The following is a 16,989-nucleotide window of genomic DNA, read 5'->3' as shown; positions in this document are numbered from 1 at the left end:
ATAAGGTATTCATTAACTTCGTTCCCCTTTTGCAAAAAGGCCTTGATTTCAATATAAATGTTGAAATATTCAAGGAAAAATAGCAAAAATTGTTTAACTTTTACAAGCATAGAATGTTCTTAGCTATAGAAAATTGATATCCCCCAATGGCAACTAGTACCCCAAAAGCTCCGTCAAAGACTGTTATTAAAAAAACTGCAACTAAAAAGGCTGTTTCTGCAAAAGTTGTAGGAGCCACTCACCAATATCCGATTCATTCCGCCTTAGAGCAATATTTTGGTTTCAAAGAATTTAAAGGAACCCAAGAAGCAGCAATTAATAGTTTGCTCGATGGCAAAGATACTTTTGTAATTATGCCAACGGGCGGAGGTAAGAGCCTTTGTTACCAATTGCCTGCTCTAATATTGGAAGGCTGTGCCATTATTGTTTCGCCTTTAATTGCCTTAATGAAAAATCAGGTTGATTTAGTAAGGGGATATAGCGAAAATGATGAAGTAGCCCATTTTTTAAATTCTTCTTTAAATAAGGGGCAAATAAAAGCGGTCAAGGACGATTTAAACAGCGGCAAAACCAAGTTACTCTATGTAGCCCCAGAAACCCTAACTAAACAAGAGAACCTGGAATATTTTAGTGATCTCAAGATTTCTTTTTTTGCAGTAGATGAGGCGCACTGTATTTCGGAGTGGGGGCACGATTTCAGGCCTGAGTATCGTAGATTGAGGGAAATGATGGATATCATTAATCCAGACATTCCAGTGATTGCTTTAACAGCAACCGCTACACCTAAAGTACAGAGTGATATTGTAAAGAATCTGGGGTTAAGAGAAGCAAATATTTTCATCTCCTCTTTTAATAGAACCAATCTTTTCTACGAAATTTTACCTAAAATCCAAAAGGAACAAACGGTAAAAAGTATTGTAAAATTCATTAGTCAGCATAAGGGGAAGAGTGGGATTATTTACACGCTGAATCGAAAAACGACGGAAGAATTAGCTGAGTTATTGGTGGCTAATAAAATAAAAGCTGTAGCGTATCATGCAGGTCTAGACCAAAAATTGAGGGCAGAAAGACAAGACCAGTTTTTAAACGAAGATGTTCAAGTAATTGTTGCTACGATTGCATTTGGTATGGGTATTGACAAGCCAGATATTCGGTTTGTTATCCATTTTAATATTCCCAAATCAATTGAGAATTATTATCAAGAAACAGGTAGAGCAGGAAGAGATGGTTTAGAAGGAATTTGTGTGTTGTATTATTCTCACAAAGATGTTTCAAAATTAGAGCATTTAATGCGCGATAAGCCTTTGAGTGAGCGTGAAGTGGGAGCACAGTTGATTGATGAAATGGTGGCTTATTCTGAAAGTGCAGTATGCAGAAGAAAAATCTTATTGCATTATTTTGGTGAAGATACCGAAACAGAAAACTGTGGTTTATGTGATAATTGTAAGAATCCAAAAGAAAAATTTGAAGCTAAAGAGGAAGTAGTAAAAGTGCTTAAAGTAGTAAATGCTTTAGATGGAAGATTTGTTACTGATTATGTAGTAAATGTATTGTTGGGTAAGCTCACGCCACAAATAACTATGTTCCGTCATGACGCTTCGCCAGTGTTTGGAATTGGAAAAGATAAAGAACCTCATTTGTGGAATAGCTTAATTAGGCAAATGCTTTTAGAGAATTTGCTCATTAAGGATATTGAAGAATATGGTTTAATTAAAGCAAGTGATAAAGGATTAAAATTCCTAAAGAAACCAGTTTCTTTTAAAATGGTATTGAATAATTTATTTGAAGATGCCAATGCCGATGATGAAGAGGGTGAAGGCGCTGCCCAAACAGGTGCTGCTGCAGATGAGAAATTATTTGCGATGCTAAAAGAACTCAGACAAAAAGAAGCAAAGAAAAAAAGCCTTCCACCTTTTGTGATTTTCTTAGAGAGTTCTCTACAAGATATGGCTACTCTATATCCTACCACATTAGATGAAATGAGTAAGTGCCAGGGGGTAAGTAAGGGTAAAGCGATTAAATACGGCAAACCTTTTGTTGATTTAATTGCCACTTATGTAGCTGAAAATGACATTAAAAAGCCAGATGATTTTGTCATGCGCAGTGTAGCTAATGCTGCGAGTAATAAAATTTATATCATCCAAAATGTAGATAAAAAAATCCCCTTAGAAACCATTGCTAAAAACAAAGATTTAAAATTAGATCAGTTGTTAGAAGAAATGGAAACCATTGCTGCTAGTGGCACCAGGCTTAATCTAGACTATGCTATTGATGAGTGGTTGGGCGAAGACGAACAGGATGAAATACTCGAGTATTTTAAAAGCTGTGAAACTTCTTCATTAGATGTTGCTCGCGAAGAGTTATCTGAATTTGATTTTAACTGGGAGCAATTAAAAATTATGCGAATCAAATTCTTGAGTGTTTATGGAAATTAGTAGTTATTTTTTAAATAACCACTAACCCGTTTGCGCAAGTTTTCTTGGATGTTTAAATAATATAAGTTGATATCTGCCACATGATAATTGTTGGTAGTATAGAATATATTTCCAAAAAATTTGGGTTTGGGCGTCCATAAAACATTGCCCTCAATTTTTGCAGATGCAACTGATGGCACAATTTTATTGAACTTTAATAAAACCCCCCCTTTGTTTAATTGTCTATCTGCAAATGTTTCTTCATTTGACCAGGTTAATGGATTGGTTACAATTGCTTTAAATTTTTCTTCAAGAATTAAAGGGGGAGTATAGCCCTCTCTATAAGTTCGCCAACTTACGATGCAGCCAGTTTGATCAGGCGTTGCACAGGCTTTAATTTTTGTAAAAGCTGCTTCTGTAACAGGCAAACCAATTAAATAAGCCGCTACCAATTTATTTTGAAGGGCTTGGTCATCAAAAAATTCTTTGAGCAGTCTTTTCCCGTGTGTAGTTCCTTGGCTGTGCGCTGCTATGATGATGGGTTTCCCTTTATTAAGATTATTTAGATAATAGCTAAAAGCTGCTTTCACATCTTGATACGCTAATTCAAATGCGGCAATTGCTGCACCACTGTCAGTTGAATTTTTAGGAAAATAAGCTTGCAAATTTGCTTGACGGTATCTTGGCGCAAACACCCGTCCTACTTGGTTAAATGCGCTTGCTTGAAATAAAATAGTGGAGTAATCTGTTTTTGCATTCAATTCGTTATTGCCAATAGGAGCACTATATCCAAAGGGTAACTGGTCGTCTGTATAGGTAGTGGGATGAATAAAGAAAACATCTACTGCTGAATCAATAAGATGATTGGTTCTTAGGGGTTTAGGCACACTATCTGCAGGGTCTTTTTTGTAAGGATGGGCTGCCCAAAAGTATAAATCACTATAATCGGGCACACTAACTTGATCTTTTTGTTCGTACTGCTTCGCCATTTGTTTGTATGGAGCACTACAAGCAAATGCAAGAATTGTGATACTTAAAATGATTAGATAAGATGGCTTCATGAATTAAAGGTCTAGCTTTTTAATGAATTCTTGCCTATGACCTGCTATTATTGAATTTGCTGTATTTTCGTAAAAATATATTGCTATGGCCATACCTGTTGTTGATTTAGCCGAATTTACCCATGGAACCCCAGAACAAAAAGCTTCATTTGTTCAAAGCCTTGGAAAAGCATATGAAGAAGTAGGATTTGTTGCAGTCAAAAATCATGGTGTCCCCGACGATTTAATCGCCCATCAATACGAGTATGTTCAGCAATTTTTTGCATTGCCGCTCGAGAAAAAGAAGCAATATGAAATACCAGGTTTAGCAGGTCAGAGAGGCTATACCAGTTTTGGAAAAGAACACGCAAAGGGGAGTGAAGCCCCCGATTTAAAAGAATTTTTTCAATATGGGCAAACAGTTGAAGATCAAGATGCCATTCAATCGGAGTACCCTGATAATGTTCAAGTTGCAGAAGTAGCGCCTTTAAATGAAACCTTGTTTAACGCCTATAGAAATTTCGAGAAAAGTGGTAAAGCTTTATTACAAGCTATTGCCTTGTATTTAGGGTTAGATGAACATTATTTTGATCAGTATGTGCATAATGGTAATTCTATTTTAAGATGCATTCATTATCCACCTATTACGCATGAACCTAAATCTGCCATTAGAGCAGAACAACATGAAGACATTAATTTAATTACTTTATTGGTAGGTGCTTCTGCCGACGGGTTACAAATTTTAACCAAGCAGGGCGAATGGGTAAATGTTACTTCTTTGCCAGAACAAATTGTGGTGAACGTGGGCGATATGTTGCAACGCCTTACCAATAATAAATTGAGAAGTACTACTCATCGAGTAGTAAATCCTGCTAGAGAGCTTTGGCATACCAGTCGTTTTTCTATGCCCTTCTTTTTACATCCTAGAAGTGAAATGAGTTTGGCCTGTTTAGATAGCTGCATTGATGAAAACAATCCCAAAGCTTATCCAGATGCAACTGCTGGAGAATACCTAGATGAACGACTAAGAGAAATTGGATTAAAGAAATAATGCTTCTTGAATTTAATTCGTCATACCCCCTTTTTGCGTGCTGTGCTTTTGCACAGTATTACTGCATTTGGGGGCCCCCAAGGACATTGGGGTATGATGGTCAAAACTTTTGTACAACAACGTAAAGATGTTACAGAAGAGGAATTACTAGATTACAATGGCTTCTGTCAAATGTTGCCTGGAGCGTCTTCAACCCAGGTTTTAACCCTTATTGGGTATAAAAGAGGCGGAATTTTACTAGCCATTTTAACCTTGTTGATTTGGGTAATTCCTGCTTCAATTTTAATGTCTGGGCTTTCCTTTTTATTAGACTATTATGAGAAGATTGCACACCCTGCTGCTTTTTTCCGATTTATCCAACCCATGGCAATTGGCTTTATTGCTTATTCTGCCTTGCGTACTTTTAAAATAGCTGTTCATAATACGATTACCAGGGTTATTGTAATTATTGCAACTGCAGCTACTTTTTTTGCTTTTAAAACACCTTGGGTATTTCCTATCCTGATTGTTATTGCAGGAATAGCCACCAATTTTAGTGATAAAAGAATTCCGCAAAAAGGAATACCTCCCAAACAAGTTAAGTGGGGAAATTTATTAATCTTTTTGGTGCTTTTTGGTATTGCCGGTTATTTGTCGGAAACAGCCACTAAGCAAAATTGGGAAAATAGAAAAGTATTTAACCTCTTCGAAAATAACTATCGTTTCGGCAGTTTGGTTTTTGGTGGAGCAGATGTGTTGATGCCATTGATGTATGAGCAGTATGTAACCAGACCGCAGTCAAAAAGAATTATTGAAAACAAACGTGATGTATTAAAAATTGAAAGAGAGGCATTTTTAACAGGGTCTGGAATTGTTCGAGCTATACCTGGTCCTGTATTTTCAATTGGAGCTTTTACTGGAGGGATGGTGCTGAAAGAGCAAGGTAAAACCATGCAGTTCTTGGGTTGTATTATTGGCGTAGTTGCCATTTTTTTACCCAGTGCTTTATTGGTGTTATTCTTTTTTCCTGTATGGCATAATCTAAAAAAATATGCAGTGATTTTCAGGTCTTTAGAAGGGATCAGAGCTTCGGTGGTTGGCATTATGGCGGGTGCTGTTGTTTATTTACTGAATGACCATATTTTTCCTGAATTATGGGCTGAAAACTGGAATATACTGTGGGATCTAGCAATAGTGCTAGCAACGTTTCTAGTACTCAGATTAAATAAAATTCCCGCTCCATTTATTGTTATTGCTTGTCTTATTTTAGGTGCAATTGCCTAATTTTTGTATCTTCCTATATATCACAAATGTTTAACATGGTTATCATTGCTTTATACAACTTGAAAGGCGGTGTAGGTAAAACAGCCGCTACCGTTAATTTTGCCTACTTATGCGCGAAGCAAGGGTATAAGACATTGGTATGGGACTTAGATCCACAAGGTTCTTCTTCTTTTTATTTGGGTGCAACTGCTACCGTTAAAAATGAGGCTAAAAAAATATTGAATGGAGAAATAGATTTGTCAAGTGCAATTCAAACAACTGCTTATGAAAATCTAGCTATTATACCTGCCGACCTCTCTGCAAGACATGCAGATATTTTATTGAATGACATGAAACAAAGCAAGAAAAAAATTGCTTCTATTCTATCATCTGTTAAGAAAGAGTATGATATTGTTTTTCTAGATTGTCCTCCAGGAATTTCCGTTTTACACGATGCGGTATTTGTTGCAGCAGATTGGGTATTAATGCCGAATATTCCTACTACTTTGTCTATTCGATCTTTTGAATCTGTTGTTCAATATTTTAAAGAGAATGATTTAGATATTGCTAAATTAAAGTGTTTCTTTAGTATGGTAGACCATCGCAAAAACCTACATCACGAAACGATTAATGAATTTTATAAAGATAAACTGTTCTTTAAAAACTATATACCCTACTTAAGTGATATTGAAAAAATGGGTTTACATGAAGCCCCAGTAGAAACTTTTGCAAGAAGTAGTTATGCAGCTCAGTGTTATCAAGACCTTTGGAAAGAAATTAAACAGCGTTGTATTAATTAAATATGAAAAGAGAGTTAACGTCTTGGTTTAGTCCAGCCTTAAATAAAGAGATGCCGATTGTATCTTATGGACATTTTGGTTTTGCTATTTTATTAATTCCTACTGCAGCTGCAGATTATTTGGAATATGAGCGATTTCAATTAATCGATGCCATTGCCCCTTTTATTAATGCTGGAAAATGTAGGGTGTTTAGTATTGATAGTATGAATAAGGAAAGCTGGATGAACAATCAAATGCTTCCTGAGCATAAAGCCATTCGACATAATCAGTTCAATAATTATGTGTTTGATGAAGTAGTTCCTTTTATTAGAAGCAATACCAGTGATGAGACTATGATTTATACATGTGGTGCATCTTTCGGTGCATTGCATGCAATGAACTTGTTCATGAAACGTCCTGATATCATCAATGGGGCCATCAGTATGAGTGGCGCATACGATTTAACAGAGTATACCAAAGGCTTTTGGGATGATCAAGTATTTTATAATAGTCCAGTACACTATATCCCCAGCTTGAACGATAATTGGTATTTAGATAAAATTAAGGCGAGTCATCATATTCATATTTATACGGGTAGCGGCAACTTTGAAGACCCAGATGCTGCTAAAAAATTTGCTGGTATTTTATACACTAAAGGAATTTGGTACGACTTAGACGTATGGGGACCCGATATTCACCATGATTGGCCTACCTGGCGTTCTATGCTACCCTATATTTTGGATAAGAAATTCTAAACTGTAAAAGACTCGTTAATTCGCGGCCGATATATGGAACTCTGAACCTGCTGAATTAATATTACAGCCTAATCAACTGCAATTGAGGTATCATTTCAGCATACTTGGATTATTTTTAACATTGTTTTCAGCTATTTTTTCTGCTGAAATTAAAGCACAGTATACTACGGTTAGCGGTAATGTGTACGATATTTCGGCACGAAGACCATTGGAAGCAGTAGCGGTACAAAGTACTTCAGGAAGGGGTACTATTACCGACTCTACAGGCTACTATAATTTGACAGTGCTCAAAACTGACTCTATTTGGTTTTCTTTAATTGGTAAGTCTACCATGAAATATCCTGTTGATACTATTTCCAATTTAGAACGTTTCAATGTGATGATTCATGTGCGGGCATTTGATTTACCAGAAGTAAAAGTGCGTAACAATTACTACAAATATGATTCGGCCATGAATCGGCAGGATTATGCTAAAGTATTCAACTTCAAAAAACCTAGTTTAGGGGTGGTATCTAATCGTTCGTATAGTCCGGGAGCAGCTGTTGGTTTTGATTTAGAAGGAATCATCAATATGTTTAGAGTAAATAGAACTAGAAGCATAATGGCTTTACAAAAAAGATTGTTAGAAGAAGAGGAAGAAAAATATGTCAATAGCAGATTTACCAAAATATTTGTAAAGAAAATAACTGGCTTACAATCTCCTGAATTAGATACATTCATGCGTAGATACCGTCCGACTGCTGGGTTGGTAAAATTATTGAACGACCTAGAATTAGGTTATTATATTGGTCAACAGTTTCAAGCCTATAAAGAAAGCAAATACAATTGGCGTGGAGGTCTATACAGAAGAAGAGAAGATTATTAATTCGTACTACTTGCCTTTAATGCTTTTGTTCCCAATAGTTGTATCATTGGCAATAATGCGCCAAACCGTTCATCATTGCTGAATCCTTGTTTGTATCGATGATAAATTTGTTGTGCAATAACCGCATTTTTGAATAAACCAAATACATAATAGAAGTTGATATCACTCAGATCCCTTTTGGTAAGCATTTGATAGTAGTCAATTAACTCAGCTCTTGATAAATTTCCTGGCAACCAAGTACAGTTGTACTGTTTAAAAATGGGTTCTTCGTCTGCTTCAAACCAATAAGCCAGCATAGCACCTAGGTCCATTAGCGGATCACCAACCGTGGCCATTTCCCAATCTAAAATCCCCATTACTTTTGTTAAATCGTTACTGAATACAATATTGTCGTATTTAAAATCATTGTGTAAAAATGTAGGTTCTTGTTCTTTGGGTTGATACAGCTTTAGCCATATTGCTACTTGGTTCATTGCATCAATATTATCAGTTTCTGCAGCATAGTATCTTTTAATCCAGCCTTCCACTTGTCTGGTTACATATCCTTCTGGTTTTCCTAATTGCACCAATTGAGTTTTTTCAATGTCTATTGCATGAAGCGCTGCCAGCGTTTCCATTAACCGCTTCGCACAAGCTTCAAATTGTGCAACAGTTAGGTTCATTTTAGGCGCATTATATGCTCTTAATATAATGCCATCTAATTGTTCCATGATATAAAATGATGAACCTGTTATACTCGTATCTGTTGCATACAGAATGGGTTCTGGCACTTGACTAAAATGTGGCTTTAATAATTGCAGCACTTTGTATTCCCTTTCCATATCATGCGCCGATTTTATATTGGCGCCTGGAGGTGCCATTCGCATGACAAATTCTTGGTTCTCTGTTTGAATACTGTATGTTAAATTAGAATAGCCACCCGGAAATCGGGTGATGGATTGTATAGGCTTAACAAATGGAATAGCCGATTGCAACAATTGATTCAAGCGGGTTATATCAAATATTTCTTTCTGTGAAAGCGGAACTCTTTTTTCCATTGTATGAATCCTATTTTTTTCTGTTCATCCCATATTTTTTCAAAATACTCAACGCTAAACTTTGCTTGTGTACTTCATCTGCTCCATCCCAAATTCTGGCACCTCTTTCGTGTTGAAATAAATTGGCCAGCATGGTTTCATCTGATAAACCCATTGCTCCATGAACTTGTATGGCGCGGTCTAATACTTTTAATACCATATTGGCTACAAAAAATTTAATGCCTGCAATTTGATCGCGAGTGGCTGCGGCTCCATATAAATCAATATTGTGCGCGGTTCTTAAAACCAATAATCGAGCTGCATCTATTTCAACCCTACTCTCTGCAATAAAGCCTTGAATGAATTGTTGATGCCCTAACATTTCTCCTTCTTTTATTTCTCTAGTGGCTGCTCTTTGGCACATCAAATCAAATGCTTTTTCAGCAATACCTACCCATCGCATACAATGATGTATTCTACCCGGTCCAAGACGTTCTTGTGCTAGCTTAAACCCTGATCCCTCTGTTCCAATGATATTGCTCGCGGGGATTCTACAATTGTTATAACGAATCTCTGCATGACTGGCCCAGCCTTCTCCTGCTTCTCCAAATACGGGTATATTCCGAATGAATTCAAAGCCAGGTGTATTGGTAGGAACAATGAACATACTTGCTCTTTCGTGTGGTGCTGCTTGCGGATTAGTTACTGCCATCACTACTGCAAATGCTGCTCCATCTGCAGAAGAGGTAAACCATTTATGTCCATTAATAATATACTCATTACCTTCTCTAACAGCTGTGGTAGCAAGCCTTGTAGGGTTTGAACCAGCATATTCAGGCTCGGTCATCGAAAAACAACTTCGAATTTTTCCTTCTAATAAGGGCTGCAAATATTTTTCTTTTATTTCAGCAGAAGCAAAACGAGCAATCATTTCTGTATTACCAATATCAGGTGGTTGCGCATTAAAAGTATATTGCCCATAATAGGGTGATAAAGACAATATTTCACTTACTTGTCCAAACTCACAAAGGGTTAATCCCATACCCCCTTCATGATTGGATAAATGTAAATTCCACCAGCCTTTTTGTTTTACTAATTCCCTTTTTTGCGCAAGTATTTTTTCAGTCTCTTTAAATGGCCTAGCAGTATGTTCGCTTTCTAAAGGAATTAATTCTGTTTCTACAAATTCCCGAATAGCAGGAATTAAAACTTCTAATCGCTTGGTAACAAAAATGGCTTCCATAATATTCATTAAATAGTAACACCTCCGTCTGCTGTGAATAATGTACCTGTACAATACCCCGATGCGGGTGTAGCTAAAAATAGTGCCAGCGCTGCTATTTCGTCTACTGATCCCATTCTTGAAATCGGGGCCATTTTTACAAATCGATTTAACCATTTTTCATCTTGCCATAGCGCTTCAGAAAATTTAGTTTTAATGAGCCCGGGACAAATGGCATTCACTCTTATTCCATCAACACCCCATTCTTTGGCAGTTACTTTAGTGAGCATGTTTAAGGCAGCTTTTGAAACTGAGTATAGGCCCAACCCTGGGTCGGGTGTAATTCCTGCGATGGAACTAATATTGATAACCGAGCCACCACCTCTTTCTTTCATGATGGGGTATACTAATTTTCCTAATTCAAATGGGGCTTTTACATTCACATTCATGATTTTATCAAATGCCCATTCTTCGCAGGTTACTACTGGTCCATACACTGGATTAGAAGCAGCATTATTCACTAAAATATCTATGCCCCCATATAATTCAACGGTTTTTTGAACCAGTATTTTGCATGCTTCAATATCTCCAGCATTGCCTGCAATACCGGTACAAATTCCTCCTGTTTCTTGAATGGAAGCAGCCACTTTATCTAATTCTTCTTGTTTGCGCGAGTTGATCACAACCGCTGCACCACTGGCTGCAAAATATTGGGCAATGGCTTCCCCAATACCTTTACTTGCGCCTGTAATTAAGGCTACTTTTCCTTTTAAACTAAATGCTTCATTCAATTTCATACAATTAACTTTTTTTGGATAGCGCTTTGTTCATGGCTTTCATGAACTGGTCTTTTACTTTTAACCTAAACCATGTAGGGGCCAATCTTTTCAACTTCCACATGGTTCGCGCTGCCTTGGGTAATATGATGTAGAGTTCCTTATTTCCAGCCCTTATTAAAATTTCCTTGGCTACTTCATTGGCTTCTAAGCCAGATCTCTCAACAAATGTTTGGGTGATTTTTTTGGTAGCAGCGCCTCCTCTTACAGACTGTGCAATATTCGTTTTAAAGTAAGTGGGTTGTATACATGAAACATGAATACCAAAATCATATAATTCGCTATACAGTGTTTCACTAATAGCAACTACTGCGGCTTTAGTCATATTGTATCCAGCCATTGTTGGAGCACAGCTAATAGCTGCAGCACTCGCCGTGTTCAGAATATGGCCATATCCTTGTTTTTTCATTGCAGGAATAAAATACCAACAACCATATAATACGCCCATTTGATTTATTCCGACCATCCATTCGTAGTTTTCTAATGAATAATTTTCAAATTCAGATCCATCTCCAACCCCTGCATTATTAAATAGCAAATCAATTCCCTCAGCATCAAATAAAAATTGCTCAGCAATTTCTTTATACTGGTCTTTGTCTGCAACATCTAAAAAATAAATCAGTGGTTTACCTCCTGCTTTAGCTACCAATCCCCCCACTTCTTCTAAAGCTTTTGGATTATTATCTGCCATGCCTATCGTCCATCCTTCTGCAGCAAGCTCTAATGCAAATGCTTTTCCTAAACCAGATCCCGCACCGGTAATAAACGCTCTTTTAAACGGGTATTTTTGAGTTAGTGCATACATAGGGCAAGCTTTATTACTTGAATGTAAAAAAAGGATGCGACTAAATGGGTATTTCACCGAATTATTTTAGCAATTCGCCATTCAGCAAATGCTGGTTTATAAGACCGTATTTAATTCTATCTTTACGGCTTCCAAAAATTGACTCCTTTGAAAAAAATAAGTCTGTTACTAACATTGCCCTTGTTGCTATTTTCATGCAAGGAAGAAAAAAAAGACAAAGCCGATGGAAAGTCTAAAGCACCCTCTGCAACCATTGTAGATGTACTAATTGCTGGTGCAGGCAATATTGACAATAATGTAGAAGTGAATGGTGCAATCATTCCAATGGAAACAGTCAATATAAATCCAGAAGTAAGTGGAAGATTAACCATGCTTAATGCTCCGGATGGAGGCAGGGTAAATCAAGGTGCTATTATTGCAAAAATTAATGACGCAGATTTACAAGCTAATCTATCTAAAACAAAAGTGTTATTAGATATGGCTCAAAAAACCGAAGAAAGGTTAAGAAAATTATTAGCTGTCAATGGTATTAATCAGGCTGAATATGATATTGCGCTCAATCAGGTAAATAGTTTAAAAGCAGATTTAACCGTAACTCAAGCCCAAATTGATAAAACAATTATCAAAGCTCCTTTCACCGGGGTGCTCGGTTTAAGACAAATTAGCCCTGGTGCTTATGTTACTCCAGCAATTACTTTGACCACACTTCAACAAGTAGATCAGGTGAAGATTGATTTTAATGTCCCTGAATTTTATACCAATATGATTAAGGTTGGATCGGCTGTTCAAGTTCAAACCAATGAGTCTGCTCAAAAAAGAAGGGCAACTATTATTGCTACTGATCCTCAAATTAATCCTACTACAAGAAATCTTCGTGTCCGAGCAATCTTAGATGGAAGCCCAGTTGCTCCAGGAACATTTGTAAAAGTATTTTTAGAGGCCGGAAAAAATAAAAACAGTATTCTAGTACCTACTAATGCTATTATTCCTGAAGCAAGAGCTAAAAAGATTATTGTTGTTAAAGGTGGGGAGGGTGTTTTTGTAGATATTGAAACAGGAGTAAGAGGTACTGGTTATGTAGAAGTGACTAAAGGGCTAATGCCTGGTGATAGTGTTGTAGTTACAGGTGTTCTATTTGTTAGACCTAAGCAACCTGTTAAAGTTCGTTCCGTGAAGCCGTTGAGTGAAATTATCAAATAGTAGAAGCAGCCATATCCCATGAATATTTCCGAATTATCATTAAAGAGACCCATACTTGCTACAGTGATGAATATACTCATCATTTTGTTTGGGATTGTTGGGTATAGTTTTTTGGCAGTGAGAGAATATCCTGCTGTAGATCCTCCCGTAGTAAATGTTAGAACTTCTTATTCTGGGGCCAACTCTGAAATTATTGAGAGTCAAATTACAGAACCACTTGAGAAAGCGATTAATGGAATACCTGGTATTAGAAGTATTTCTTCTTCAAGTTCAAATGGTAATAGTAATATCACCGTAGAATTTAATGTTTCAGAAGATTTAGAAGCAGCTGCGAATGACGTAAGAGATAAAGTGAGTCAGGCAGTAAGAAATTTACCTCAAGATGTAGATGCTCCTCCTGTTGTTAGTAAGTCAGACGCTAATAGTGATTTTATTATTATGTTGGCAATACAAAGCCAAACAAAAGGACTGCTTGAATTAAGTGAATATGCAGAAAACGTTTTACAAGAGCGGTTTCAGACTATTTCTGAAGTAAGTGCTGTTAATATTTTTGGTCAAAAAAGACCTTCGATGCGTATTTGGATTGATCCAGATAAATTGAATTCATTTAATGTAACATTCGGAGATATTAGAACTGCACTTAACACCGAGAACGTTGAAATTCCTTCAGGTAAAATATATGGTGATAAAACAGAATTAACCATTAAAGCATTAGGCAGATTAACCACTGAAAAAGATTTTCGTGATTTAATTATTCGTCAAACTGCTGGGGGTATTGTACGATTATCAGATGTTGCATATGTAGAAGTAGGACCAGAGAATGATGAATATAGTTGGCGTTTAAATGGGGTGAATGCAGTGGGTATGGCCATTATTCCACAGCCGGGTGCTAACTACATAAAAATTGCAGACGAATTCTATAAGCGATTAGCTGAGATTCAGAGAACAGAGAAAGGGGATTTTATCATGACCCCTTTGATTGATCAAACTAAAAATGTTCGTGCATCAATTAAAGAAGTAGAAGAAACCTTATTAATCTCTTTCACTTTAGTAGTGTTGGTTATTTTCTTTTTCTTTAGAAACTGGTTAATTGCTATTAGACCATTAATTGATATTCCCATTTCATTGGTTGCTACGTTTTTTATCATGTACATTTCAGGTTTCTCAATTAATGTATTGACCTTATTAGGAATTGTACTTGCAACGGGATTGGTAGTTGATGACGGGATTGTAGTAACCGAAAATATTTTTAGAAAATTAGAAAGTGGATTGCCCATCAAAAAAGCTGCATTAGAGGGAAGTAAAGAAATTTTCTTTGCCGTAGTTTCGACTTCTATCACTTTAGCAGTGGTATTTTTACCAGTAATTTTCTTGCAAGGTTTTGTTGGAAGTTTATTCCGCGAATTTGGAATAGTGGTTGCCGCTGCAGTGTTAATTTCTGCATTTGTATCGCTAACAATTACTCCGGTACTAAATGTTTATCTCAATAAGAAAGATGCGGGTCATGGTAAGTTTTATGATATGACTGAGCCATTTTTCAGAGGGATGGAAAACGGTTATAAACGCATGCTTGCGGGTTTTCTTCGAGTTCGTTGGATGGCCTGGGTTATAGTTGCGATTTGTGCTGGTATTATTTATTGGATTGGCGCAGGCTTGCAAAGCGAATTGGCCCCACTAGAAGACAGAAGCAGTATTCGTTTTCAAATGAGTGGTCCAGAAGGTGCTAGTTATGGCTATATGGTAGAAACGGGCGATAAGTTGTTGAACTATTTAACCGATTCTGTTCCTGAAAAAGATTTTGTATTTGCAGCTGTTCCAGGATTTGGTGGAAGTGGTGGTGTGAATGGCGGAACACTAAGAATTAAATTAGTGGAACCAGATAAGCGAACAAAGTCTCAATCTGAAATAGCCAAAGAAATTGGTAAGAAACTACCAAGCATCAATAATGCTAGAATTTTTCCAGTAGAAGAGCAAACCATTTCTGTTGGTTTGGGTTCAAGGGGATCTTTGCCAGTTCAGTTTATTTTACAAAACTTGGATTTTGAGAAAATTAAAACAGTCATCCCTAAATTCTTAGAGGAAGCAAGAAAAGATAAGACTTTCCAAAACGTAGATGTTAACCTTAAGTTTAACAAGCCAGAATTACAATTAACCATTGATCGAATTAAAGCAAAAGATCTAGGCTTGTCAATTATTGATGTAGCTGATGTGGTTTCCAGTGCATTTAGTGGAAGAAGATTGGCTTACTTTATCATGAATGGTAAGCAATACGAAGTGATTTCTCAAGTAGCTTATAAGGATCGACAAAAACCTGCAGATATTGAAAAACTATATGTCAGAAATAATCGAGGAGAGAGTATCCCATTAAAAGCGGTGGTTAAATTAGAAGAGAGTTCTAATCCTCCAACCCTGTATCACTTCAATCGTTTTAAAGCTGCAACTATTTCTGCCTCTTTAGCCGAAGGAATGACCATTGGAGATGGGGTTAAAGCAATGAGAAGAATAGGGGATCAGTTATTGGATGAAAGTTTTAAAACCGCATTAAATGGTCCTTCCAGAGATTTTGAGGAAAGCTCCTCTAATACTGCTTTTGCTTTTGGCTTTGCATTGATATTAATTTATTTAGTATTGGCTGCGCAATTTGAAAGCTTTAAAGATCCATTAACCATTATGATTACGGTGCCGCTTGCACTGGCGGGTGCGTTATTAAGTCTTTGGGCGTTTGATCAAACCATAAATATTTTCTCGCAAATTGGCATGATTATGTTAATTGGTTTGGTAACTAAAAACGGGATATTAATTGTTGAATTCGCTAATCAGAAAAGAGAATTTGGTTTAAATAAAAGAGAGGCAGTATTGGAAGCATCCGCTCAAAGATTACGTCCTATTTTAATGACTAGCCTAGCTACCGCCTTGGGTGCATTGCCTATTGCTTTGAGTATTGGGGCAGCTGCAACAAGTCGAATGCCATTAGGTATTGTGATTGTGGGAGGAATTATGTTTTCTTTATTATTGACATTATTCGTTATTCCTGCAGTATATACCTACATTTCAGGTAAGCATGATGTAAAAAAAGTAGATCTAACAGATTAATTAATAAACTATGCTCAGTTCTATTGCGGATATTCGACGCGATTACATGCTCAAATCATTTGATGAATCGCATGCTGCCAATAATCCTTTTGATCAGTTTAAAGATTGGTGGGAGGAAGCTACCAGTGCAGAAATTGATGAAGTAAATGCAATGACTTTAGCTACGGTTGATGCGAATGGCAAGCCTTCTGCAAGAATTGTTTTATTAAAAGGGTATACTCACGATGGCTTTGTTTTTTTCACTAATTATGAAAGTGCTAAGGGGCAAGAATTAGCAGTAAATCCAAATGCAGCCATTTTATTTTTTTGGAAAGAATTAGAAAGACAGATCAGGATTGAAGGAAAAGTAGAGAAAATTTCTGAAGCGGATAGCGATGCTTATTTTCAGTCAAGGCCTGCTGGAAGTAGAATTGGGGCATGGGTTTCTCCTCAGAGTAAAGTAATACCAGGAAGATCTTATTTAGAAGAAAATTACCAAAAGCTGATTGAGCAATATCCTGATGAAAATCAAGTACCTCGCCCGCCACATTGGGGAGGATATATTGTAAAACCTGAAAGTTTTGAATTTTGGCAAGGAAGAAGTAGCCGGTTGCACGATCGTTTGAGATTTTCGAAAAATAATGAAACTAATCAATGGATTAGAGAACGACTAGCTCCATAATATTTTAAAT

At 36.7% G+C, this 16,989-nt stretch carries 14 protein-coding genes; 9 read left to right on the top strand and 5 right to left on the bottom strand.

Annotated elements, in window-relative coordinates:
* The first annotated feature begins 146 nt into the window (after nt 1–146).
* Nucleotides 147–2,435, top strand: coding sequence for a DNA helicase RecQ (gene recQ, locus ACTIEI_RS02275; RefSeq protein WP_439504656.1), 2,289 nt, complete (start codon nt 147–149; stop codon nt 2,433–2,435).
* Here the strand turns inward: recQ and ACTIEI_RS02270 are convergent.
* The gene (locus ACTIEI_RS02270; protein ID WP_439504655.1) at nt 2,432–3,475 is read right to left on the bottom strand and encodes a DUF3089 domain-containing protein; all 1,044 of its coding nucleotides are present in this window, start codon (nt 3,473–3,475) and stop codon (nt 2,432–2,434) included. The two genes, recQ and ACTIEI_RS02270, sit on opposite strands and share 4 nt — an antisense overlap.
* A gap of 85 nt (nt 3,476–3,560) precedes the next feature.
* On the opposite strand from ACTIEI_RS02270, the gene ACTIEI_RS02265 reads away from it, so the two are divergent.
* The 5 genes from ACTIEI_RS02265 (at nt 3,561) to ACTIEI_RS02245 (ending at nt 8,146) form a co-directional block, all read left to right on the top strand.
* Nucleotides 3,561–4,505 (top strand): isopenicillin N synthase family dioxygenase, encoded by a 945-nt coding sequence (locus tag ACTIEI_RS02265; protein ID WP_439504654.1) that lies wholly within the window; start codon nt 3,561–3,563, stop codon nt 4,503–4,505.
* Between the two features lie 6 nt (nt 4,506–4,511).
* Nucleotides 4,512–5,768, top strand: coding sequence for a chromate efflux transporter (gene chrA / locus ACTIEI_RS02260; RefSeq protein WP_439504653.1), 1,257 nt, complete (start codon nt 4,512–4,514; stop codon nt 5,766–5,768).
* A gap of 35 nt (nt 5,769–5,803) precedes the next feature.
* Complete coding sequence (locus ACTIEI_RS02255; RefSeq protein WP_439504652.1) at nt 5,804–6,547, top strand: ParA family protein; 744 nt, start codon at nt 5,804–5,806, stop codon at nt 6,545–6,547.
* Between the two features lie 2 nt (nt 6,548–6,549).
* The gene (locus tag ACTIEI_RS02250) at nt 6,550–7,281 is read left to right on the top strand and encodes an esterase family protein (RefSeq protein ID WP_439504651.1); all 732 of its coding nucleotides are present in this window, start codon (nt 6,550–6,552) and stop codon (nt 7,279–7,281) included.
* 82 nt (nt 7,282–7,363) lie between these two features.
* Nucleotides 7,364–8,146, top strand: a complete 783-nt coding sequence (locus ACTIEI_RS02245; RefSeq protein ID WP_439504650.1) for a hypothetical protein — start codon at nt 7,364–7,366, stop codon at nt 8,144–8,146.
* Here the strand turns inward: ACTIEI_RS02245 and ACTIEI_RS02240 are convergent.
* Genes ACTIEI_RS02240 through ACTIEI_RS02225 form a run of 4 tightly spaced genes read right to left on the bottom strand, consistent with a single transcriptional unit; the run spans nt 8,143 to nt 12,025 of the window.
* Nucleotides 8,143–9,183, bottom strand: coding sequence for a phosphotransferase family protein (locus tag ACTIEI_RS02240; RefSeq protein WP_439504649.1), 1,041 nt, complete (start codon nt 9,181–9,183; stop codon nt 8,143–8,145). The genes ACTIEI_RS02245 and ACTIEI_RS02240 overlap by 4 nt on opposite strands.
* A 10-nt stretch (nt 9,184–9,193) precedes the next feature.
* Nucleotides 9,194–10,405, bottom strand: coding sequence for an acyl-CoA dehydrogenase family protein (locus ACTIEI_RS02235; RefSeq protein ID WP_439504648.1), 1,212 nt, complete (start codon nt 10,403–10,405; stop codon nt 9,194–9,196).
* A gap of 8 nt (nt 10,406–10,413) precedes the next feature.
* Nucleotides 10,414–11,181, bottom strand: coding sequence for an SDR family NAD(P)-dependent oxidoreductase (locus ACTIEI_RS02230; RefSeq protein ID WP_439504647.1), 768 nt, complete (start codon nt 11,179–11,181; stop codon nt 10,414–10,416).
* Between the two features lie 4 nt (nt 11,182–11,185).
* Entirely contained in the window at nt 11,186–12,025 is an 840-nt protein-coding gene (locus ACTIEI_RS02225; protein WP_439504646.1) for an SDR family NAD(P)-dependent oxidoreductase, read from the bottom strand.
* A gap of 147 nt (nt 12,026–12,172) precedes the next feature.
* Here ACTIEI_RS02225 and ACTIEI_RS02220 point away from each other — a divergent pair, with 147 nt between their 5' ends.
* The 3 genes from ACTIEI_RS02220 to pdxH are packed head-to-tail and all read left to right on the top strand — an operon-like array spanning nt 12,173 to nt 16,979.
* Nucleotides 12,173–13,225 carry an efflux RND transporter periplasmic adaptor subunit gene (locus ACTIEI_RS02220; RefSeq protein WP_439504645.1) on the top strand — a complete coding sequence of 351 codons (1,053 nt, stop codon included), beginning with the start codon at nt 12,173–12,175 and terminating at the stop codon, nt 13,223–13,225.
* Nucleotides 13,226–13,243: 18 nt separating this feature from the next.
* Nucleotides 13,244–16,318 carry an efflux RND transporter permease subunit gene (locus tag ACTIEI_RS02215; RefSeq protein WP_439504644.1) on the top strand — a complete coding sequence of 1,025 codons (3,075 nt, stop codon included), beginning with the start codon at nt 13,244–13,246 and terminating at the stop codon, nt 16,316–16,318.
* 10 nt (nt 16,319–16,328) lie between these two features.
* Entirely contained in the window at nt 16,329–16,979 is a 651-nt protein-coding gene (gene pdxH / locus ACTIEI_RS02210) for a pyridoxamine 5'-phosphate oxidase (RefSeq protein WP_439504643.1), read from the top strand.
* Nucleotides 16,980–16,989 lie beyond the last annotated feature (10 nt).

It is taken from the genome of Sediminibacterium sp., assembly GCF_051860225.1.
GTDB lineage: Bacteria > Bacteroidota > Bacteroidia > Chitinophagales > Chitinophagaceae > Sediminibacterium.
Note: the sequence above shows the minus strand (reverse complement) of the source record. Positions and strands in the feature narration are given on the sequence as shown.

Coding starts and splice junctions, on each gene's coding strand:
- ACTIEI_RS02225 (WP_439504646.1), bottom strand. CDS start 12,025: ATGTATGCACTAACTCAAAAATACCCGTTTAAAAGAGCGTTTATTACC.
- ACTIEI_RS02265 (WP_439504654.1), top strand. CDS start 3,561: ATGGCCATACCTGTTGTTGATTTAGCCGAATTTACCCATGGAACCCCA.
- ACTIEI_RS02255 (WP_439504652.1), top strand. CDS start 5,804: ATGGTTATCATTGCTTTATACAACTTGAAAGGCGGTGTAGGTAAAACA.
- ACTIEI_RS02235 (WP_439504648.1), bottom strand. CDS start 10,405: ATGGAAGCCATTTTTGTTACCAAGCGATTAGAAGTTTTAATTCCTGCT.
- ACTIEI_RS02250 (WP_439504651.1), top strand. CDS start 6,550: ATGAAAAGAGAGTTAACGTCTTGGTTTAGTCCAGCCTTAAATAAAGAG.
- ACTIEI_RS02230 (WP_439504647.1), bottom strand. CDS start 11,181: ATGAAATTGAATGAAGCATTTAGTTTAAAAGGAAAAGTAGCCTTAATT.
- ACTIEI_RS02215 (WP_439504644.1), top strand. CDS start 13,244: ATGAATATTTCCGAATTATCATTAAAGAGACCCATACTTGCTACAGTG.
- ACTIEI_RS02270 (WP_439504655.1), bottom strand. CDS start 3,475: ATGAAGCCATCTTATCTAATCATTTTAAGTATCACAATTCTTGCATTT.
- ACTIEI_RS02240 (WP_439504649.1), bottom strand. CDS start 9,183: ATGGAAAAAAGAGTTCCGCTTTCACAGAAAGAAATATTTGATATAACC.
- pdxH (WP_439504643.1), top strand. CDS start 16,329: ATGCTCAGTTCTATTGCGGATATTCGACGCGATTACATGCTCAAATCA.
- recQ (WP_439504656.1), top strand. CDS start 147: ATGGCAACTAGTACCCCAAAAGCTCCGTCAAAGACTGTTATTAAAAAA.